The organism is Serratia proteamaculans, assembly GCF_949794035.1.
GTDB classification, from domain to species: domain Bacteria; phylum Pseudomonadota; class Gammaproteobacteria; order Enterobacterales; family Enterobacteriaceae; genus Serratia; species Serratia proteamaculans.
In genome coordinates this window covers 2246410-2267929 of the sequence record NZ_OX461105.1, presented here as the reverse complement: position 1 = coordinate 2267929, position 21520 = coordinate 2246410, and the positions used below count along the sequence as shown (strand labels likewise).

Genomic DNA, 21520 nt, shown 5'->3' with positions numbered 1-21520 from the left:
GCTCCTGCACGCGGCACCGTGCAGAAAACAGGCAATAATATATGCCCCATGGCTTTCAGGTTGTTGCCGACAATAGGGTGCTCTGAAAGCCGACAGGCATAGCACTAATAAGGAAGTAGGATATGTCTTCAATCGCGATTACCCCACAAACGCTGGCCCGTTACGGCATCCATCAGGCTACCGAAATCGTCCATAACCCAAGCTATGAACAACTGTTTACCGAAGAAACCCGTGCCGACCTGCCGGCACTGGAGCGCGGTACGCTGACCCAGCTTGGTGCGGTCAACGTCGATACCGGTGAATTCACCGGTCGTTCGCCGAAAGATAAATACATTGTCCGTGGCGACACCACGCGCGATACCGTCTGGTGGTCCGATAACGGCACCGGCAAAAACGACAACCAGCCACTGTCGCCGGAAGTGTGGCAGCATCTGAAAACCCTGGTGGGTAACCAGCTTTCCGGCAAGCGTCTGTTTGTGGTGGACGCCTTCTGCGGCGCCAATGCCGACACCCGCCTGAAGGTCCGTTTCATCACCGAGGTGGCCTGGCAGGCGCACTTTGTCAAAAATATGTTTATCCGCCCGACGGATGAAGAACTGCAGAATTTCGAACCGGACTTCGTAGTGATGAACGGAGCCAAATGCACCAACCCGGACTGGCAACAGCAGGGGCTGCATTCAGAGAACTTCGTCGCCTTTAACCTGACCGAACGTATTCAGTTGATCGGCGGAACCTGGTACGGCGGCGAAATGAAGAAGGGCCTGTTCTCAATCATGAACTACCTGTTGCCGCTGCAGGGGATCGCCTCGATGCATTGTTCGGCCAACGTCGGCGAACAAGGTGATGTGGCGGTGTTCTTTGGCCTGTCCGGTACCGGTAAAACCACCCTCTCCACCGATCCCAAGCGTCAATTGATCGGTGATGACGAACACGGCTGGGACCATGACGGCGTGTTCAACTTTGAAGGCGGCTGCTACGCCAAGACCATCAAGCTGTCGCAACAGGCCGAGCCGGAGATTTATCAGGCGATCCGCCGTGACGCACTGCTGGAAAACGTGCAGGTGCTGGCCGATGGCAGCATCGATTTCGATGACGCCAGCAAGACTGAAAACACCCGCGTCTCCTACCCGATTGAGCATATCGAGAACATCGTCAAACCGGTGTCCAAAGCCGGTCACGCGAAGAAAATCATCTTCCTGACTGCGGATGCCTTCGGGGTGCTGCCGCCGGTGTCACGCCTGACGCCGGAACAAACCCAGTACCACTTCCTGTCTGGTTTTACCGCCAAGCTGGCTGGTACCGAGCGCGGCATCACCACGCCAACCCCAACCTTCTCCGCCTGTTTCGGCGCCGCGTTCCTGACGCTGCATCCGACGCAATACGCCGAAGTGCTGGTGAAACGCATGGAGGCGGCTGGCGCTCAGGCCTATCTGGTGAATACCGGTTGGAACGGCAGCGGCAAGCGTATTTCCATCAAGGATACGCGTGGCATCATCGATGCTATTCTGAACGGTGAGATTGAGCACGCCGAGACCTTCACCCTGCCAATCTTTGGCCTGGCGGTCCCGACGGCACTGCCGGGAGTTGATCCTTCGATCCTCGACCCGCGCAAAACCTACGCCGACGAATCCTTGTGGCAGGAGAAGGCGCAGGATCTGGCGCAACGCTTTATCGATAACTTCGCAAAATACACCGTGACGCCAGCCGGCGAAAAGCTGGTCAGCGCCGGTCCCAAGCTTTAAGACTGCAAAGGCACAATGGTGTCTTTAGACGTCTGACAAAGCTTGTTATTAGGGAGAGCGTGCCGGAGGGGTCGTAGCAGCCTTGGCTGCCGACCAATTTGCCGGGAGCAAATTGGAACGACTTCGTCGGCCCGTAGGGTGGGACACACGGACGTGTCCCATAATGGCCCCTCGGTGCGCTAGGCCCGAGTATCTCGGTCTAAAAGACAATTTAGCCATCAACCTCAAGGGGCCCGTCGGCCCCTTTTTTACGCCAGTTGCGTATCCAGATTGATCAGCGCCTGCGCCAGCACCCTGGCTCCATCGGCCAACTGCTGTTCGGTAATCGACTCCTCTGGGCAATGACTGCGCCCATTCAGACAGGGAATAAACACCATCCCCACCGGCCCGGTGGCTGCCATATAGACCGCATCATGCCCGGCACCGCTCGGTAGCCGACGGCTGGCCAGCCCGAGCGACTGCGCAGCACCGTCGATCGCCTGCATCACCGTTTCCGCACAGGCCGTGGGCCGTGCCCGGCTGACATGTTGCAACTCCGCCTGCAAACCCAGGCTCTGCAAACGTGGCTGACAACTTTCCAGCAGTAACTCAGGGAAGCTATCCAACACCTGCTGACTGTCGCTACGCACCTCAAGCATCAGCTCCACCCGGCCCGGCACCGCATTAGGCACGTTGGGCGTCATGGCAATACGGCCCACGGTCGCCACCACATAGTGCGGATTACCGCTCTGCTGCGAGGCTGCCGCATGCGCCTGTTCGATCACCTGTGCCGCGCCCACCAGCGCATCACGACGAATATCCATTGGCGTGGTCCCGGAGTGATCCGGCTGGCCAATCACCGTCACCAGGACCCGGCGAATGCCGACAATGTGCGTCACCACGCCAATCGGCAATTGCTGGCGCTCCAGCACCGGTCCCTGCTCGATGTGCAACTCGACATAGGCGGCGGTGCCGCCAGGCAAGCGCAGCGGCTGGGTCAGTTTTTCCGGATGAGCGCCGATTCGCCTCATCGCTGCCGCCAGCGTTTCCCCCTGCGCGTTCTTCGCCGCCAGCATACCGCTGTCCAACTCACCACTTAGCGCCCGGCTGCCCACGCAGGAAATCCCGTAATCGCTCGGTTCCTCGGACAGAAAGTCGATCACCTCAAATGGGTGCTGCAAAGCTATCGCCTGCTGGTGCAGGCAATGGGCGATCTCAATCCCCGCCAGTACGCCGATAATGCCGTCATAGCGGCCGCCGCCAACCACGGTATCGCAATGCGAACCGGTGACGATCGGCGCCAAATCCTTACGTAGCCCGGCGCGGCGCCCAATCAGATTGCCGCCCTCGTCCAGCGTCACCGTCAACCCGGCCTGTTTCATTTGTTCCGCCAGCCAGAGACGCGCCTCACTGAACAATGGCGTAAAGGCACGGCGCGTCCAGGGCACCTCCGGCAGTGTCATCTGCGCCAGGTGATTGACCCGGGCCCACAAGCGCTCGCTATTGATTAATTCGGTCATTGACTCTCTCCTTTGGCAGCATGCGGGCGCAAAAACTGGCCCGTCCCCGGCGAATTGACAATATGGCCATCGGCAAACACCGCCTGACCGCGGCAATAAGTGGTTTCCACCCGTACGCTGAATTCCATGCCCTCAAAGGCGCTCCACTTCACCGCCGACAGACTGTTGGCCGGATCGAAGCGGTAATGTTCAGGCTTCAAAATAACGAAGTCAGCATCCATACCGATATCGAAGCCACCTTTACGATCGTCGAGCAGGAAATGGCGCGCCGGGTTGCGGCACAGCAGTTGCGCTACGGTGGTCGGCGCAATGCCATGCTGTTCACAGCCGGTCCACAGCGCCGGTAATAGCGTCTCCAGCCCCGGTCCGCCGGAGGCATTTTTGAATACGTTGGCCTCCCCTTTACGTTCCAGCCCCCAGCTGACGTGATCGGAAGAAACAAAAGTACAGTTACCCTGCGCAATATGGCTCCACAGCAGTTCGGTTTCCGCTTGCGGGCGGATCGGCGGGTAGTGCTTGGTCTTGGCACCAAACTGACGCGTGTGCTGTTCGTGGTTCAGCATCAGGTACTGCACGCAGGTCTCAATGCTGACCGGATAGCCCGCTTGCTGATACATCCGGTAGAGTTCGAAACCCCGCGAGGTGGAAACGTGTACGGCGTGGGCGCGCGCGCCGCTTTCCGCCCCCATCTCATAGATCAGCGCCGTCGCCAGATTCTCGATCAACGGCGTGTGGGCACGCATAAAGGCATCCCAGCCGGTGTCACCCGCCTCGGTCATCCGTTGGATATTCTTGCGCGTCAGCTCCTGCATTTGGTTATGCACCGCACAGGCCAGCCCGGTCGGCGCAATCAGTTGGAAGGCGTGCATCAGGTCATCTTCATCTACCCGAGGGAAACGGCCCGGCGTGGCTTCAAAAGTGGAGAACTTGAAGGCGCAGACTCCACCTTCAATCAGCCCGGCGGCGGCGTCAAACCCGTAGGTGGGGTTCAGGGTGCCAAACAGCGCCACGTCGACATGGCAATCACGCTCTACCTCGGCAATTTTGGCCTCCAGCAGGGCACGGCTTGCCACCGGCTCCGGATCGTCATAGGGCATATCGACCATCACCGTGACGCCCCCCGCCGCCGCCGCCCGCGATGCCCAGCCCAGGCCTTCCTGATTGGCCTGGCTGCCCGAATGCACCTGACCGTCAATCACCCCCGGCAGGATCCACTTGCCATGGGCGTCGATCACCTGTTCGGCCTCAGGTGCCTGCCCGCTGCCGCTGCCAATGATTTTACCGCCGGCGATCGCCAGCCAGCCGTCAGGCGTCACCCGCTCGGCATCCACCAGGTTACCCTTGACCACCAGCTCTGGCCGTTGACTCAAATTCATAGCGCCTCACCCCTTATTCCAATACGCCCGAGAACTGCATAAAAATGCACGCTTCTCAACTTATCAATCGGCCTGTTGTGCCGATACCGAGGCCAGTGTAGGGTGAGGCTGTCTATTCTGTCTTATGCTTGTTTATCACTCATGCATAACAAAATGTTAACCATTGTGGAGGGGGTGTGCGTTTAAACCTCAAGCAAATCGAAGTGTTCCGCGCCATCATGCTGACCGGTTCGATCAGCGGTGCCGCCAAGCTACTGCATGTTTCCCAACCGGCGGTCTCACGGCTGATTGCCTATACCGAACAGCGCTTGGGCCTGACGTTGTTTGAACGCATCAAGGGCCGCCTGTACCCGACACCGGAGGCGCGTCACCTGTTTGTCGAGGTCAACTCGGTGTATCAGGGAGTGCAACGGGTCAACGAAGTGGCGGAAGATCTGATCCAAAATCGCATGGGTCACCTGCGCATCGCCTGCAGCCCAAGCCTGGGCCAGGGCCTGATCCCCAGCGCTATCGCCAGGTTCCACGCCCAGTTGCCCGAGGCACGGGTGATCCTGCACACCATGATCCCGGACGTCTTGCTGCAGGCGGTACTGACGCAGCAGGTCGAATTGGGTGTAGCCTTTCTGCATGAAGGCCATCCCAACGTCCATTCACGCCAGCTATACGAAAACCGACTGGTGGTGGCACTGCCCGCCACTCACCCGCTGACCGCCAAAAATGTGATTAGCATCGAAGATTTGATCGACCAGCCGTTTATCGGTTACGGCAGCGAGATCCCTATCGGCCAACTGGTGCGCAAGCTGCTGGATGACGCCAATATGCTCCTGCGCCCTACCGTTGAGGTACAGCAGATCCACGTAGCCTGTGCGCTGGTACAGGCCGGGGTAGGCATCGCGCTGATCGACGAAATTACCGCCAACGGCCCGGTGTGGACCAAGGTGGTTTTCCGGCCGATAGAACCCACCGCCAAAACCCCGATCAGCATCGTACATGGCATGTACGAACCCCTGTCACGCCTGGCCCAGGCGTTTATCGCCACCCTGGAGTCGGTGCAGATCCACTGGTCACGCTAAGCCCTTTAAGCGCTTCCCTTCCTGCCGCTTTCCCGAGTGATAGCGGCATAACTCATTCACCTGTCCCATGGGTTAACATTTTGTTATACGCAGGTGATAAAAAGTAATGCGACATTTTAGTTAACCGCCCCCTAGTATCGAATTCCGGTAGCGCAATTATTCATAGATTATTCATTCAAGCGCAATCTCACCGATACTTTCAGGAGCACAGACCATGGGGCGTGTTTTAACACTTAATGATGTGGAAGCCGCGGTAAAAGGCGGTTCGGTATTTGCTTGCGGCGGCGGTGGTTGGGTTGCCCACGGCCTGGAGCTGGGGCGACTGGCGGTGACCATAGGTCGCCCGGAACTGGTCAGCCTCGACGAATTGGCCGATGACGCCTGGTTAGCCACCGCGGCGGCAATTGGTGCCCCCGGCGGCCTGACCGACTGGCAGATGCTTGGCGTCGACTACGTCAAGGCGGTGCAACTGGTGCAGCAGGAACTGGGGGCCCCGATCGCCGGACTGATCGTCGGCCAGAACGGCATGTCCAGTACCCTCAATGGTTGGCTGCCCGCCGCCGTACTCGGTTGCAAGGTGGTCGATGCGGTCGGCGATCTGCGCGCCCACCCAACCGGCGATATGGGCTCCCTCGGTCTGGCTTCCAGCCCGCAACCGATGATCCAGGCCGCCGTCGGCGGTAACCGAGCCAATAACGCCTATATCGAGCTGGTAGTGAAAGGGGCCACCGCCAAGGTGTCGCCGGTGCTGCGCAAAGCGGCCGACATGTCCGGCGGGTTTATCGCCAGTTGCCGTAACCCGATACCGGCGGCCTACGTGCGCCAACACGCCGCACTGGGGGGCATCAGCCTGGCAATCTCATTGGGTGAAAGCATCCTGGCAGCGCGAGGCAACGGCGTGGTCGATGCCATCTGTCGTCATACCGGTGGCCAGATTATTGGCAGCGGCGTGGTAACAACCAACAGTCTGCGCTATACCGAAGAGGCGTTTGACGTCGGCATCGTGACTCTCGGTGAGGGTAATGCACTGCGCCGCATCCACGTCATGAACGAACACATGGCGGTAGAGGACGCCCACGGCGAGCGCATCGCCAGCTACCCGGACGTGATCACCACGCTGGACAGCGCCGGTAACCCGATCAGCGCCGGGCAATTGAGGCCAGGCATGGAAGTGGTGATTTTCCATATGCATCACTCCCAGTTCCCCCTTTCGTCGTCGGTGACCGATCCGGCGGTCTATCCCCCGGTTGAGAAAACGCTGGGTATCGATCTGCGCAGCTATCTGCCGTCAGGAGATGCCGCATGAAAAGAACCTTTGAAGTGACTTCAGGTAGCACGCTGCGCTGCCTGGGCTGGCGGCAAGAGGCGCTGCTGCGCCTGCTGGAAAACGTGCTGGCAGTCGGTGAAAACCCGGATGAGCTGGTAGTGTACGCCGCGCTGGGCCGAGCCGCGCGCGACTGGCCGTCACACGATGCCATTGTCCACGCGTTAAAAACCATGCGTGAAGACCAGACCCTGCTGGTACAGTCCGGCAAGCCAATTGGCCTGCTGCAAACTCACGCCAACGCTCCGCTGGTGATCATGGCCAACTGTAATATGGTCGGCCAATGGGCGAAGGCGGAGAACTTTTACCGCTGGGAAAAAGAAAACCTGATCTGCTGGGGCGGCCTGACCGCCGGTGACTGGCAATATATCGGTTCGCAGGGGGTGATCCAGGGTACCTATGAAATCTTCTCGCGCATCGCCGAGCGCCATTTCGACAACGATCTACGCGGACGCTTTATCCTCACCGCCGGGCTGGGTGGCATGGGCGGCGCACAGCCGCTGGCAGGCACCCTGGCCAACGCCGCGATCCTGACCATCGAGGTTAATCAGGCCAGCATCGACAAACGGTTGAAAAACGGTTTTCTGCAACACCAGGCGGCCGATCTCGACCAGGCGCTGATGATGATAGCCGCCGCGCAACAGCGCAAAGAAGCCCTTTCGGTCGCCCTGCTCGGTAACGCCGCCGAAGTCTACCCGGCCATCCTGGCGCGCGGCGTGATCCCGGACATCGTCACCGATCAGACTGCCGCACACGATCTGGTGTACGGCTACGTTCCCGCCGGTTACAGCCCGGAACAGGTGGCCAAACAGCGCGAGGACGATATCAATGCGCTGATGGACGCCAGCCGCCGCTCCATCGTTCAGCACGTACAGGCGATGATCGGCTTTATGGATCGCGGGGCGGTGGTGTTCGACAACGGCAATCTGATCCGCACCCACGCTCATCAGGGCGGCGTTGAGCGTGCCTTCGAGATCCCGATTTTCACCGAAGCCTTTCTGCGGCCGCTGTTCTGCCGCGCCATCGGCCCATTCCGCTGGATCGCCCTGTCCAACAACAGCGACGATATTCGGGTCATCGATGACTACTTGCTCGAGCGCTTTGCCGACAACCGCATCGTCAGCAACTGGATCACCCTGGCTCGCCAGCATGTGCCCTTTGAAGGCTTACCGGCGCGCATCGCCTGGCTCGGTCACGGCGAACGTACCGAACTGGCACTGGAGGTCAACCGCATGGTGGCAGACGGACGCCTGTCCGGCCCCATCGCCTTCACCCGCGATCACCTCGATGCCGGGGCGATGACCCATCCGAATATCATGACCGAGAAAATGAAGGATGGCTCTGATGCGATCGCCGACTGGCCGCTGCTCAACGCACTGGTCAACTGCGCCTCAATGGCCGATCTGGTGGCGATCCACTCCGGCGGCGGCGGTTACAGCGGCTATATGACCAGTTCCGGCCTCACCACCATCGCCGATGGCAGTGACGCTGCAGCACAACGTCTGCAACTGTCGATGACCAATGACACCACCACCGGCGTGATGCGTTACGCCGATGCCGGTTATCAGGAGTCACTGGATGAGATCGCTGACAAATCCTTGCCATATATCTCACTGCCTCGCGGAGAATAATAATGATCAATAAAAGCACGCTTCCGCCCATCGCCCCTCTGCTGGCCGCCGATGCCGCCACACCGCGTAAAAACAGCGGCCGCAAGGCGATTGCCGCAGCCTCCATCGGCAACGCGCTGGAATGGTATGACTTCTCGGTGTACGCCTTCTTCGCGGTGTATATCGCGCAGAACTTCTTCCATCAGAACGATGCAGGCACCCAGCTGTTTGAAGCCTTCCTGGCTTTTGGGCTCGGCTTTGTTATTCGTCCGCTTGGCGCATTGGTGATCGGCGCTTACGGTGACCGGGTCGGCCGCAAGGCGGCCCTGACGTTGACCATCATGACCATGGCAGTCGGTACTGCAATCATTGCCTTTGCGCCGCCGTACAGCGCCATCGGCATCGGTGCGCCGCTGCTGATCCTGTGTGGCCGGGTGTTGCAGGGCTTTTCCGCCGGTGGCGAAGTGGGCGGCGCGGCGGCATTTTTGATCGAGCACGCCCCGGCGCATCAGAAAGGCCAATACGCTTCATGGCTGCAGGCCAGCATGGGGATCTCCAATATCCTCGGCGCGCTGGTGGCAACCGCGGTTACGCTGACGCTCAGCCACGAGCAGATCGGTGACTGGGGCTGGCGTATTCCGTTCATCATCGGCCTGTCGATCGCACCGATTGGCCTGTGGATGCGTAAAACGCTGGAAGAAACGCCGCTGTTCGCCGAAGAGCAGGCGCGCCAGCAGCGGGAACCCCGCACGCCGGAAATGCCGCTGCGCTTGCTGTTCCGCACCCATCGCCGCGCGGTGCTGCTCGGTACCGGGCTGTCGATTCTGTGGGCGGTAAGCATCTATGCGCTGATCATCTACATGCCGATTTATGTTCAGCGAGTGATGCACTTCGAGAGCCACCAGGCGTTTCTGGCGGCGCTGATCGGCAACTGCTTTATGGTGGTGTGCTGCGTGGCGGCCGGGGCCTGGTCTGACCGGATCGGCACCCTGAAAATCCTGCAGGTCGGGGCACTGCTGTTACTGGTGGCCAGCTACCCGCTGTTGTTGTTGCTCGATGCCTACCACACCACCGCGATGTTGATCCTGGTGCAGACGCTGTTTTGCATCCTGGTGTCGCTGTTCGTCGGCGTGGCCCCTGCGGCACTGTCCGATCTGTTCCCTACCCAGGTGCGGGCCAGCGGCATGTCGGTGTCCTACAACCTGGCGGTGACGGTGTTCGGCGGCTTTGCTCCGGCGATCCTCACCTGGCTGACCCAGAATACCGGCACCCGTTTTGCCCCGGCCTGGTATGTGATGATCGCCAGCCTGCTGGCATTGATCACCCTGTATTTTATCGCCCGCCATCCGGCGCGGCAGCCCTGAACATAAAGCAATAACAACATCATAATAATCAATAACAAGGGTTCACTTATCATGCCAGGAAAACTCATTTTATCGCTGCTGGCCGCGCTGACGCTCGGTTATAGCCAGCTTGGGTTGGCTACCGTCACGCTCGACGGCCACTCCATTACCCCGCAGATGATTGCCAACGTCGCCGATGGCGAAGCGGTGGCCGTCGCCCCTGCCGCCATCAAACGCGTGACAATGTCACATAAGGTGCTGATCGAGGCGGCACAGAACGGTTTGAAAATTTATGGGCTGACGGTCGGCGTCGGGTTGAACAAGGATCGGCCGATGGTCGACGTGCATGGCAAACTGACGCAGGAAGTGATCGACGCATCGAAAAAATTTAACGTCGGTCTGCTGCATGCCCATTCCGGCGGCATCGGTGAACCAATGAGTATTCGCGTGGCACGGGCCACCCTGGTCACCCGACTTAATGGCCTGCTGAACGGGGGCGGGGGCGTTCAACCGGCGATTGTCGACGCCTATGTCGCCTTTCTCAACAAAGGGATTACCCCGGTGATCCCGGCGGACGGTTCGGTGGGTGAAGGCGATATCACGGTGATCAGCCACATCGGGCTGGCGATGCTCGGCGAAGGCGAGGTCTATTACCAGGGCAACAAAGTCGCCGCCAGCGCGGCGCTGCAAAGCAGCCAAACGCCGGCCATTACTCCCTATGCCAAGGACGCACTGGCGATCCTCAGTTCCAATGCCTATTCCGCCGCCAGTGGCGCACTGGCGCTGGATTCACTGGCCCATCTGATGCAGGTCAACACCCTGACCTATGCCCTGAGTTTGCAGGCACTAAACGGCAACGTATCGCCATTTCTGGCCAATACCCTGGCGCTACGTCCCTATCCGGAAGTGGCGGCGATGGGCAAAAACCTGCGTGAACTGTTGGTCGGTTCCAGCCTGTGGCAGCACGACGACAGCCGCCCGCTGCAGGATCCGCTCAGCTTCCGCTCCGGCGTCTATCTGCTGGCGGAACTTCAGCGCAGCTACCGGCAGGCCTACGATCAATTACTGGTGCAGTTAAACAGTTCCGACGACAACCCAGGGGTGGCGCTGAACGTCACGGCACCGTCACAGCGTCCACAGGAGGCGGTCGGCTACGTGAGTGAAGGCAACCTGCAGGGCGCGGTGCTGCCGAGCGCTAACTTCGAGCCATTGCCGTGGGTGCTGGCCTTCGAGCAGTTGGGACTGGCACTGGCGCACAACTCGCTGGCCAGCGCCCAACAGGTGGTCAAACTGAATAACCCGGCGTTTACCGGCCTGAGCCGTTTCCTCGGCACCGATCACACCGTGCATGCCTTTGGCGCGATGGAAAAACCGGTGATGATGCTGGCAATGCGCAATAAAGAGCTGGCGATGCCGGTCTCACTCGATTACTTCCCGGTCGCCGGCGATATCGAAGACATCGCCACTAACGCCCCGGCGGTGGTTGAGCGTGTTCAGCAGCAGGTGGATAACGCTTATCAACTGCTGGGCATCCTGCTGGTGCACGACGCCCAGGCGGTGGACCTGCGCCAGCAGCGGCATAACGGTTTTACGCTCTCTGCTCCTACGGCCAAACTCTACGCGGCGATACGCCAACAGGTGCCGTTTATCGAAATCGATCGCCCACTGGCCCCCGACTTCGCCGCCGCTGAGCAGGTGCTGCGCCAGTACGGCCGGTAATTACCCCTAATACTGGCGATATTGTCCCCTCTCCTTTGGGAGAGGGTTAGGGGGAAGGGATAGGTACTGAAGCTAAAGCCCCCACTCACAGTTCCCGCTGAAAATAATTGATTGTTTTGTCATAAGAATTTAGAACTGACTGACAATAATTCAAACACACGGGAATGGGGATGAGCACACAAACGACGGTTATTGACGCACGCCAGTCGCGTCAGGCGTTGCTGGCCGGATCGGTCGGCAACTTTATTGAGTGGTATGAATTCGGCGTGTACGGTTTTCTCGCTACCGTGATCGCCGCCAATTTTTTCACCCTGCAGGGTGAAAGTGAAATCACCAGTCTGATCCTCACCTATGCCGCCTTTGCGCTGGCCTTTTTCTGCCGCCCGATCGGTGCGGTAATTTTCGGCCGCATCGGCGACCGCATTGGGCGTCGACCGACGTTGATCGCCGTATTGCTGCTGATGACCGTGGCTACCGCGCTGATCGGCGTGATGCCGACCTACGCCTCTATCGGCGTTGCCGCCCCGCTGCTGTTGACCCTGCTACGCATGTTTCAGGGGCTGTTTGCCGGCGGTGAATTTGGCGGCGCGGTGTCGCTGATGACCGAGTTCGCTCCCAAGGGCAAACGTGGCCTGTTTGGTGCCTGGCAGTCACTGACGGTGGCGTTCGGGCTGCTGGCCGGTGCCGGGCTGGTGGCCTTGCTGGCCGCGCTATTGACGCCGGAACAGCTACACGACTGGGGCTGGCGTATTCCCTTCCTGCTGGCGTTGCCAATGGGGGTAGTGGCACTGTGGCTGCGGCTGAAATTGCAGGAAACGCCGACCTTTACCCAGGCACAGCAGACCCGCGGCTCAACCACGCAACCACCGGTGGTGAAGCTGAGCAGCGTAGCAAAAACCATTATCCTCGGCATTGGCCGCATGATGGGCTGGTCCGCCGCCGGTTACACCTTCCTGGTGGTGATGCCCTCTTACCTGCAAACCTCACTGCACGCCACCTTCCAGCAGGCACTGGTGGCCACGGTATTGGCCAACGTCGGCTTCGCCCTGACCATTCTGCCCGCCGGTATTCTCAGCGATAAACTGGGGCGCAAAACGGTAATGCTGACGGCAGTAGTGGCGGTGATCCTGTTTACCTTCCCGCTGCTGCACCTGCTGCAAGACCCGCAAAGCTCACTGCTGGCCAAAGGCATCGCGGTGATGATCGCCGGGGCGGTGGTCGGCTTGCTGGCCGGGCCTGGCCCGGCAATGCTGGCAGAAATGTTCCCCACCCAGGTACGTTATACCGGCCTGGGGCTGGCCTATTCGCTGTCCAATGCGGTGTTTTCCGGCTCAGCGGGGTTAATCATCACCGGCCTGATCAAACAGACCGGCAACCTCGATATCCCAGCCTACTACGTGGTGGCCACCTCGGTGGTCAGCCTGTTCGCACTGATGACCCTGCGGCGTGACGATCATCTGCGTTCGCTTAACCAACGTTAATTCCTGTCGGGCGCCCTGTGCGCCCTTTTCCTCTTCGGTGATTTTGATCACACCCACAAAATGTTAACGTTAACTTTTGTGATTAACATCGCAATCCCTCGCTTTGATGGCTTTATCCGGCCCAAAGTTAACGTTAACAATAAGGGCAATTTCATCCATCAGGGCATTCCACATGAACCGCGAAACAAAAAAATATTATGTGCTCCTCAGCGGCCTGTTGTTTTTCTTCTTCTTTACCTGGTCGTCCAGCTTTTCACTGATCTCCATCTGGCTGAACCAGAAAATCGGCCTGAAAGGGACAGAAACCGGGCTGATCTTCTCGGCGATGTCGATTATGGCGTTGTGCGCCCAACCGCTGTACGGCTTTATTCAGGACAAGCTTGGGCTGCGTAAGCACCTGCTGCTGTTTGTCGGCGTACTGCTGTTGCTGACCGGCCCGTTCTTTATCTACGTCTACGCCCCGCTGCTGCAGAGCAACCTGGTGGTTGGCGCACTGGTAGGCGGCGTGTTTGTCAGCCTGGCGTTCAATGCCGGGATTGGCGCGCTGGAATCCTATACCGAACGAGTCAGCCGCATCGTTGGCTTCGAATTCGGCCGGGCGCGCATGTGGGGTTCATTAGGCTGGGCCAGCGCCACCTTCTTCGCCGGTTTTAACTACAATATCAACCCCAATATCAACTTCTGGATCGCCTCAGCCTCGGCGGCGGTGTTCCTGCTGTTGCTGTGGCAGGTGCGCGAGCTGAAACCCAACGCCATGGCCGGGCTGGAGTACGGCAAGCCGGAGAATCTGAAGCTGCAGGACGCCCTGGCGCTGCTGCGTCTGCCGGGGTTCTGGGCGCTGGTAGTGTTCGTGCTCGGCACCAGCATCTACGGCGTGTTCGACCAGCAGTTCCCGGTATATTTCGCCTCGCAGTTCGCCACCCACGAGGAAGGCAACCGCATGTACGGTTTCCTCAACTCGCTACAGGTGTTTCTGGAAGCCGGCGGCATGTTCCTGGCCCCCTTCCTGGTTAACCGGCTCGGGATTAAACAGAGCCTGCTGCTGGCCAGCAGCGTAATGGCGCTGCGCATGTTCGGTTCCGGCTTTGCCAGCGGCGCACTGATGATTTCCGCCATGAAACTGCTGCACGCCGTAGAACTGCCTATCCTGCTGGTGGCGATGTTCAAGTACATCACCACTCGTTTCGACAGCCGCCTGTCCTCTACGCTGTATCTGGTGGGATTCCAGTTTATCAGCCAGATCGTCGCCGGTTTTCTGGCACCGCTGGCCGGCTATGGCTACGACCGCATCGGCTTTGCCGACACCTATTTGCTGATGGGCTGTGCGGTGGCCGCTACCACGCTGATTTCCTGCTTCCTGCTGCGCGGCGAGACTGTCGCCAGTGCGCCTCAATTTCAATCCACGTTAAAATCAAGTGAGCCCACCCAATGAAAAATGCCTTAGCTCAAGCCGATCATGCGGTCGAAGCCCTGCGCGCTCAGCGTCAGGATCACTACTACCCGCGCTTTCATCTGGCACCGGCCGCAGGCTGGATCAACGATCCCAACGGCCTGGTCTGTATTAACGGCGTCTATCACGCGTTTTACCAGCACCACCCCTATGATCAGAACTGGGGGCCGATGCACTGGGGTCACGCCACCAGCCGCGATCTGGCGCACTGGCAACACCAGCCGATCGCCCTGGCCCCCGGCGACGACGATGACAAAGACGGCTGCTTCTCCGGCTGCGCGGTGGATGATAACGGCGTGCTGACGCTGCTCTACACCGGCCACGTCTGGCTGGGCAAGGAAGGAGACGACGATCAGGTGCGCGAGGTGCAGTGTCTGGCCACCAGCGAAGACGGGATCCATTTTGTTAAACACGGGCCGGTACTATTGCCGCCGGAAGGCATCCAGCATTTTCGCGATCCAAAAGTCTGGCGCACCGCTGACAGTTGGTGGATGGTGGTCGGTGCCAAGGAAAACGGGCTGGGACAGGCGCGGCTTTACCGCTCCGACGACCTGCGCGATTGGCAGTTCGACCGCGTGCTGAGCGGTGCACAGACGCTGCATCAGGGCTATATGTGGGAGTGCCCGGACTTCTTCCCGCTGGGGGAAAAACAGGTGCTGCTGTTCTCGCCGCAGGGGCTGGCGGCCCAGGGTTACCGTCATCGCAACCGCTTCCAGAGCGGTTATTTGCTCGGTCACTGGCAGCCGGGCGAGGACTTCAGCGTCACTCAACCCTTCTGCGAACTGGACAGCGGGCACGATTTCTATGCGCCGCAAACCTTCACCGCCGCCGATGGCCGCCGCATGCTGTTCGCCTGGATGGACATGTGGGAATCCCCGATGCCGAGCAAAGCGCAGGGTTGGGCCGGCGCACTCACTCTGCCGCGCGAATTGACGCTGGGGGCCGAGGGCAACCTGCTGATGAACCCGGCGCGCGAGCTGACGGCGTTGCGCGCTCAGCCACATTCGTTTGCTGCGGTCAGCTTGCGCAACCAACGGCAAATGCTGGACGCCGAGGTGCAAGAACTGGCGTTGACGCTAAAACTGACCGACAGCGATGCCGAACGCTATGGCATTGCTATCGGCAACGCGGCACGGCTGTACGTCGACAATCAAGCCCACCGTTTGGTGTTGGAACGTTTCAGTGAGGATGCGGGCCTGTGCGGCTGTCGCAGCGTCCCCCTGCCGGAAGGTGACGAGTTGTCGCTGCGCGTCTTTATCGACCGCTCATCGCTGGAAGTGTTCGTCAATCAGGGCGTGGCCTGTCTGACCAGCCGTATCTACCCGGCGGACGGCCAACTCGGCATTAGCCTGTTTGCCGAAAGTGGACAGGCGCAGTTTGCTGCATCCCAGGCCTGGGCGTTGGAGAGTATCTGGGACTGACCGCCCGGTTAATGGTAGGGGCGCCGCATGCTGCGCCCAATCGCACCATCAAGGGGTAAATCGGGTCGAACGTGTTCGACCCCTACCGGCCTCCATTGATTATCCGCGCGTGGTTATGAGCCCTAATGGATTACAGAGATTCGCGCAGCAACAACGGGCAGGCCACCTTTCGCGTCTCCCGGTGTTCCAGCTGATTAATCAGATGCAGAGCCGCCTGCCGCCCCAGCTCGTAATGCGGCAATTGCACCGTGGTCAGCGGCGGCAGAAACAGTTGACCGATGCCGACCATATTGTCATAGCCCAAAACCCCCACCTGCTGAGGGATCTTCCAACCCTGCGCCAGCAGCACCTGATACACCATAAACGCCACCCGATCGTTGCCGCACACCACCACATCACAGTCGCGCTGCCCAGGCGAAAAGTGCCGTTCCAGCAGTTCTACGCTGTCACGGTAATGCTCGTCGCCATCGGTCAAATCAAGATGGTATTGCCGTAACTGGCCAACGTCGCCCCCCGCTTCAAGCCAGGCTCGCTCCAGCCCACGGCGGCGCAGCCCGGCCGCCAGGGTGGTTTCCGGCAGGTGAATGCACAGCGGCGCGCGATACCCTTTGGCGATCAGTGCTCGCATGGCATCGTACTGGCCCTGCTCATCATCCGGGATATAACTCGCCACCGCGTTTTCCGGACTGACGCAGTTGGCCAACACCAGTTTTTTATCCAGCAATTTGGTCGGCAGTGTCACCTGCCGCAGCCCCATGGTGGTGAAAATCACCCCGTCCGGCCGGTGTGCCAGCAGCAGATCGATGGTGTGCTCCGCGCTGTCGTCGGCGAACAGATTGACCACAAAGCTGTTCCAGCCGTGTTCACGCGCGGTTTTTTCAATCGACAGGATCATGTCTACCGAGAAGGGCGTGGTTGCGGTATCCAGCGCCAGCACGCCGAGCGTTTGCACCCGACTGCTGTCACCACGAATTCGCCGCGCCGCGAGATCGGGCACGTACTCCAGTTGGTCAATCGCCAGTTTGACGCGTTGGTAGGTTTCCGGCCGCAGCTTATCGGGCTCGTTGATGGCGCGGGATACCGTCATGAGCGATACCCCGGCAAGTTTTGCAACGTCTTTCAGCGAGGCCATGCGCCCTTCTTTGTGTGGGATAGAAAACCAAATAATCCCACAACTTAGCGTCGGACTCTAGCCCGGCTTAACCGGGTGTGATGTCGGCCCACAGAATAACGCTATCCTCCGTCAGCGGCGTCAGTGAACCGGAGTGCTCACCTGCCGCCCACCAGCCGCCTTCACCTGCTGCCAGGCTGACGCCGTCCGCCACAGCCCAACGTCCCTGCAACACGTACAAAACGCCCGCATGTTGCACCGGCAGCCGGGTCACCGCCGTTACGCGCTGCACTCTGGCCGCCCAGCGTCCGCGCCGGGTCATGATGTTGAAGTCCTGGCTGCTGCCCCCCAGCAAGGTCGCCTGCAGCGCCACATCGCCGGAGAAGGCGAACGGCTCGCCGACCTGCGACAGATGATGATCAATTTGCCCTGCGCTGAACAGGCGTACGCCGTCGCCTTCCAGCAGGGTGATCGAACGATCGATACCGCTGAATGCCGAAAACGGGCCGTCCTGCGCAATGGTGGCGATGCTGGCGCGCCAGTCAAAATCCTGAACCCCCAGCGGCCAGCTGACAATCTCTCGGGTTTCCCCACCGCCATTGCGCCACGGCGTGACCGGCAGCGAAGCAAAATCAAAACGCGTCAGGCTCATTATGCCTCCTGCTGGAAGGTTTTCAGCACCTGAAGGAACTCTGCGCTGCTCTGTTGTTGCAAGGCGTGGCGACCCTGATCGATCACCTGACGCCCGCCAACAAACACGTCGCGAATTTGTTCCTTGCCGCCGGCGAACAACCAGCGATTCAGAATGGAAGCGTCCGGCGCGGCAGCCAGGTAAGGATCGTCGCCGTCCAGCACCAGCCAGTCGGCACGGTAACCGCTTTGCAAACGGCCGATAGGGGCACCACAGGCCTGCGCCCCACCCTGCAAGGCCTGCAGGTAGAGCACATCCGCCACCGCCGGTTGTTCCGGCGTGGTCAGGCGGTTACGGCGCTGATCGCGCAGCCGTTGACCGTATTCGAACCAGCGCAGCTCCTCCACCACGTTGAGCGACACATGGCTGTCGGAACCGATGCCCCAACGACCCTGATGCTGCAAATAGGCGTCGCCGGGGAAGATGCCGTCGCCCAGATTGGCTTCGGTGGTCAGGCACAGACCCGCCACCGCCTTGCTGCGTGCCAACTGTTCCAGCTCGTCACGGTCAAGATGGGTGGCGTGCACCAGACACCAGCGGCTATCCACCGGCAGATGCTCATACAGCCAGGCCACCGGCCGACGCCCACTCCAGGCCAGACAGTCGTTGACCTCTTTCTGCTGCTCGGCGATATGAATATGCACCGGCAGCGTGCTGTCCGACGCCGCCAGGATCTGTTGCATCTGGCTCAGTTCCACCGCACGCAGTGAGTGGAAACACAACCCCTGATTCTGCAACGGCTGGTCCGCCAACTGACGCGCAATCACCTGCTGCTGCTCCAGGTAGCGATCCGCATCCTGAATAAAACGTTTTTGCCCCGCCTGCGCAGGCTGACCGCCAAACCCGGCGTAGCTGTACAACACCGGCAACAGCGTCATACCGATCCCCGCCTGCGCCGCCGCCTGGCTGAGTCGGCCGGTCATTTCACCGCGATCGGCATAGGGGTTGCCGTCGGCACCGTGATGCAGGTAGTGGAATTCTGCCACCTGGGTATATCCGCCTTTCAGCATTTCGATATACAGTTGGCGGGCGATCACCTCGACCTGCTCCGGCGTCAGCCGTTGTACCAGGCGGTACATCAGATCGCGCCAGGTCCAGAAACTGTCCTGCGGGTTGCCCGCCACCTCCGCCAGCCCGGCCATCGCACGCTGAAAGGCGTGAGAATGTAGGTTCGGCATGCCCGGCACTACGTCGCCGTGCAGTCGGGTGCAGCCTTCGGGATCGGCATCGGCAGTCACCTGGGTCAGGTGGCCTTGCGCATTGACGTCCAGGCGAACGTTATGCGCCCAGCCTTCGGGGAGCAGAGCACGTGAGGCAAAATAAGCAGGCATGGCAGTATTCCACTGTTAGTGTAACGGCTAATAACGCGCGATAATCGCGCATCCGAAAATGCACTGGCCCATCGCATTGCTGTGGCGAACCGGCCCTTAGTTGTATATACATATACATACGCCGACACCAACAGTAAACTGGTGTTATTATTTTTTTATTTGACGAGGTTAACGTCTTGGTTGATCAACAGACCGTGCTGCAACTGGCTGCTGCAATGAGCGATACCCCCGCCCCGATTTATCAACGGGTCAAGCAGGCGATCGTAAACCAAATCCGTGCGGGCCATTGGTTGCCGCACCAACGTGTCCCCTCGGAAAGCGAACTGGTGGCCGAGCTTGGCGTTAGCCGCATGACCATCAACCGCGCACTGCGTGAACTGACCACCGAAGGCTTCCTGATCCGCATGCAGGGCGTGGGCACCTTCGTCGCCGAAGCCAAGGCGCACACCGCGCTGCTGGAAGTGCATAACATCGCCGACGAAATCGCCGCCCGTGGCCATCGCCACAGCAGCAAGATCCTGCAGTTAAAAGCCCGCCCGGCCAGTGAAGAAGAAGCGCTGGCGTTAGGTATTCAACCCGGCCAACAGCTGTTCTATTCGCAGATCGTGCATTATGAAAACGACCTGCCGGTGCAGGTGGAAGACCGCTGCGTGAACCCCCTGATCGCACCCGATTACATGAAGCAGGATTTTGACCGCGTCACGCCCTATATCTACCTGACCCAGGCCGCACCGCTGACCGCCGGTGAGCACATTGTGGAAGCCGTGGTGCCGACTCATCATGAGCGCGAGCTGTTGCAGCTGGAAGACCACGAACCGGGCCTGCTGATCCACCGCCGCACCTGGTCTGGCAAAACCGTGGTGACCTCGGCGCGCCTGCTGTATCCCGGCAGCCGCTATCAGCTGTTTGGCCGTTTCACCAACGACGTCTGATCCCCCGCGGGTGCTCTTTTGCACCCGCCCTTCCACAACGATCACATTCCGATAACAAATTTTTATCCCGCCTCTTGTGACAACTCGATGAATGCGCTAGGTTGTTTTTAATTGTATATACAACCATGTGGGAGCCAAGGCTCCGGCGGAGAAAAGCCATGACCTCTGAGATTCATTGCGACAGCCTGTGGCACGGGGCCGACATCGTCACCATGCGCGACGGCAAGTATCACACCCTCAGCAACGGGGCGATCGCCGTGCGTGACGGCAAAATTGTCTGGCTGGGTGAATACGATGCGCTGCCTGCGACGTTGATCGCGGATGAAAAGGTGAAATTCGACGGTGGCATCATTACGCCGGGCTTTGTCGACTGCCATACCCACCTGGTGTTCGGTGGCAACCGCAGTGGAGAATTCGAACAGCGCCTGAACGGCGTCAGCTATGCCGAGATCGCCGCTCAGGGCGGCGGCATCATTTCCACGGTCAAGGCCACCCGTGACGCCGAAGAAGAGCAACTGCTGGAGCAGGCACTGTTCCGACTACGGCCGCTGCTGGCGGAAGGCGTGACCTGCGTGGAGATCAAATCCGGTTACGGCCTGACGCCGGAAAGTGAACTGAAAATGCTGCGCGTGGCGCGCCGATTGGGCGAACTGCTGCCGGTAGAGGTGAAAACCACCTGTCTGGCGGCGCACGCGCTGCCGCCGGAATACGCCAACCGTGCCGACGACTATATCGATTTGGTGTGTAACACCATTATTCCTCAGGCTGCCGCCGCCGGACTGGCGGACGCGGTTGACGCCTTCTGTGAACATCTGGCGTTCTCACCGGCCCAGGTGGCACGAGTGTTCGCCGCCGCCGAAGCCGCCGGCCTGCCGGTTAAGCTGCACGCCGAACAACTTTCCGCGCTGGGTGGCAGCGAATTGGCCGCGCAGCATCATGCGCTGTCTGCCGATCACCTCGAATACGCCACCGAACAGGATGCGCGGGCGATGGGCGATGCCGGTACCGTCGCGGTCCTGCTGCCGGGCGCTTATTACCTGCTGCGCGAAACCCAATGCCCGCCGGTTGATTTGTTCCGCAAACACGGGGTGGCGATGGCGATTGCCAGCGACGCCAACCCAGGCACCTCACCGGCGCTGTCGCTGCGCCTGATGATCAACATGGCCTGCACGCTGTTCCGCCTGACGCCGGAAGAAGCCCTGGCGGGGGTTACGACACACGCGGCCAAAGCGCTGGGCCTGCAGGCGAGCCACGGTACGCTGGAAACCGGCAAGGTGGCTGACTTTATTCACTGGCCGCTGTCGCGACCGGCTGAACTGGCTTATTGGCTGGGTGGACAACTGCCCTGCACGGTGATTTTCCGAGGAGACATACGTCATTGACTGCCCCCCGCCCTAAAGGGCGAGGATTCCCACTT

The 21520-nt window shown here is 60.0% G+C and carries 16 protein-coding genes; 11 read left to right on the top strand and 5 right to left on the bottom strand.

The window, feature by feature from the left end; genetic code table 11:
- Positions 1-122: 122 nt before the first annotated feature.
- Positions 123-1742, top strand: coding sequence for a phosphoenolpyruvate carboxykinase (ATP) (pckA, locus tag QOT07_RS10655; RefSeq protein WP_283603081.1), 1620 nt, complete (start codon positions 123-125; stop codon positions 1740-1742).
- 248 nt (positions 1743-1990) lie between these two features.
- Here the strand turns inward: pckA and ertE are convergent, their stop codons facing one another.
- Entirely contained in the window at positions 1991-3241 is a 1251-nt protein-coding gene (ertE, locus tag QOT07_RS10650) for an N-carbamyl-l-glutamate amidohydrolase ErtE (RefSeq protein ID WP_283603080.1), read from the bottom strand.
- On the bottom strand, positions 3238-4617 hold the full coding sequence (ertD, locus tag QOT07_RS10645; RefSeq protein ID WP_283603079.1) for a hydantoin-5-propionate amidohydrolase: 1380 nt from the start codon (positions 4615-4617) through the stop codon (positions 3238-3240). Before ertD ends, ertE begins: the two co-directional genes overlap by 4 nt.
- Positions 4618-4793: 176 nt before the next feature.
- Here ertD and QOT07_RS10640 point away from each other — a divergent pair, with 176 nt between their 5' ends.
- The 8 genes from QOT07_RS10640 to QOT07_RS10605 all read left to right on the top strand — a co-directional run bounded on the left by QOT07_RS10640 (position 4794) and on the right by QOT07_RS10605 (position 16038).
- Positions 4794-5690 carry a LysR family transcriptional regulator gene (locus QOT07_RS10640; protein ID WP_099065594.1) on the top strand — a complete coding sequence of 299 codons (897 nt, stop codon included), beginning with the start codon at positions 4794-4796 and terminating at the stop codon, positions 5688-5690.
- A gap of 214 nt (positions 5691-5904) precedes the next feature.
- The gene (gene ertC, locus QOT07_RS10635) at positions 5905-6996 is read left to right on the top strand and encodes a thiohydantoin desulfurase (protein WP_207980056.1); all 1092 of its coding nucleotides are present in this window, start codon (positions 5905-5907) and stop codon (positions 6994-6996) included.
- Positions 6993-8645 carry a thiourocanate hydratase gene (gene ertB / locus QOT07_RS10630; protein WP_099065592.1) on the top strand — a complete coding sequence of 551 codons (1653 nt, stop codon included), beginning with the start codon at positions 6993-6995 and terminating at the stop codon, positions 8643-8645. The genes ertC and ertB overlap by 4 nt, the downstream gene beginning before the upstream one ends.
- Positions 8646-8647: 2 nt before the next feature.
- The gene (locus QOT07_RS10625; RefSeq protein WP_261415930.1) at positions 8648-9988 is read left to right on the top strand and encodes an MFS transporter; all 1341 of its coding nucleotides are present in this window, start codon (positions 8648-8650) and stop codon (positions 9986-9988) included.
- A 51-nt stretch (positions 9989-10039) separates the two neighbouring features.
- The gene (locus QOT07_RS10620; protein ID WP_283603077.1) at positions 10040-11686 is read left to right on the top strand and encodes an HAL/PAL/TAL family ammonia-lyase; all 1647 of its coding nucleotides are present in this window, start codon (positions 10040-10042) and stop codon (positions 11684-11686) included.
- A 170-nt stretch (positions 11687-11856) separates the two neighbouring features.
- Positions 11857-13167: an MFS transporter gene (locus tag QOT07_RS10615; RefSeq protein ID WP_207980063.1), complete on the top strand. Its 1311-nt coding sequence runs from the start codon at positions 11857-11859 to the stop codon at positions 13165-13167.
- A 172-nt stretch (positions 13168-13339) separates the two neighbouring features.
- Positions 13340-14599 carry an MFS transporter gene (locus QOT07_RS10610; RefSeq protein WP_207980065.1) on the top strand — a complete coding sequence of 420 codons (1260 nt, stop codon included), beginning with the start codon at positions 13340-13342 and terminating at the stop codon, positions 14597-14599.
- Positions 14596-16038, top strand: a complete 1443-nt coding sequence (locus QOT07_RS10605) for a glycoside hydrolase family 32 protein (RefSeq protein WP_283603076.1) — start codon at positions 14596-14598, stop codon at positions 16036-16038. Before QOT07_RS10610 ends, QOT07_RS10605 begins: the two co-directional genes overlap by 4 nt.
- A gap of 130 nt (positions 16039-16168) precedes the next feature.
- Here QOT07_RS10605 and QOT07_RS10600 read toward each other — a convergent pair whose 3' ends face one another.
- From QOT07_RS10600 to QOT07_RS10590, 3 genes are all read right to left on the bottom strand, one after another.
- A complete protein-coding gene (locus tag QOT07_RS10600) occupies positions 16169-17170 on the bottom strand; it encodes a LacI family DNA-binding transcriptional regulator (RefSeq protein WP_283603075.1) in 1002 nt (333 codons plus the stop codon).
- A gap of 67 nt (positions 17171-17237) precedes the next feature.
- Positions 17238-17801: a HutD/Ves family protein gene (locus tag QOT07_RS10595; protein ID WP_283603074.1), complete on the bottom strand. Its 564-nt coding sequence runs from the start codon at positions 17799-17801 to the stop codon at positions 17238-17240.
- Positions 17801-19171: a formimidoylglutamate deiminase gene (locus QOT07_RS10590; protein ID WP_261426796.1), complete on the bottom strand. Its 1371-nt coding sequence runs from the start codon at positions 19169-19171 to the stop codon at positions 17801-17803. Before QOT07_RS10590 ends, QOT07_RS10595 begins: the two co-directional genes overlap by 1 nt.
- A 176-nt stretch (positions 19172-19347) precedes the next feature.
- Between QOT07_RS10590 and hutC the strand changes: the two genes are divergently transcribed.
- The gene (hutC, locus tag QOT07_RS10585; RefSeq protein ID WP_112348329.1) at positions 19348-20103 is read left to right on the top strand and encodes a histidine utilization transcriptional repressor HutC; all 756 of its coding nucleotides are present in this window, start codon (positions 19348-19350) and stop codon (positions 20101-20103) included.
- A gap of 158 nt (positions 20104-20261) precedes the next feature.
- Positions 20262-21485 carry an imidazolonepropionase gene (gene hutI / locus QOT07_RS10580; protein WP_207980073.1) on the top strand — a complete coding sequence of 408 codons (1224 nt, stop codon included), beginning with the start codon at positions 20262-20264 and terminating at the stop codon, positions 21483-21485.
- The last annotated feature ends 35 nt before the right edge of the window (positions 21486-21520 follow it).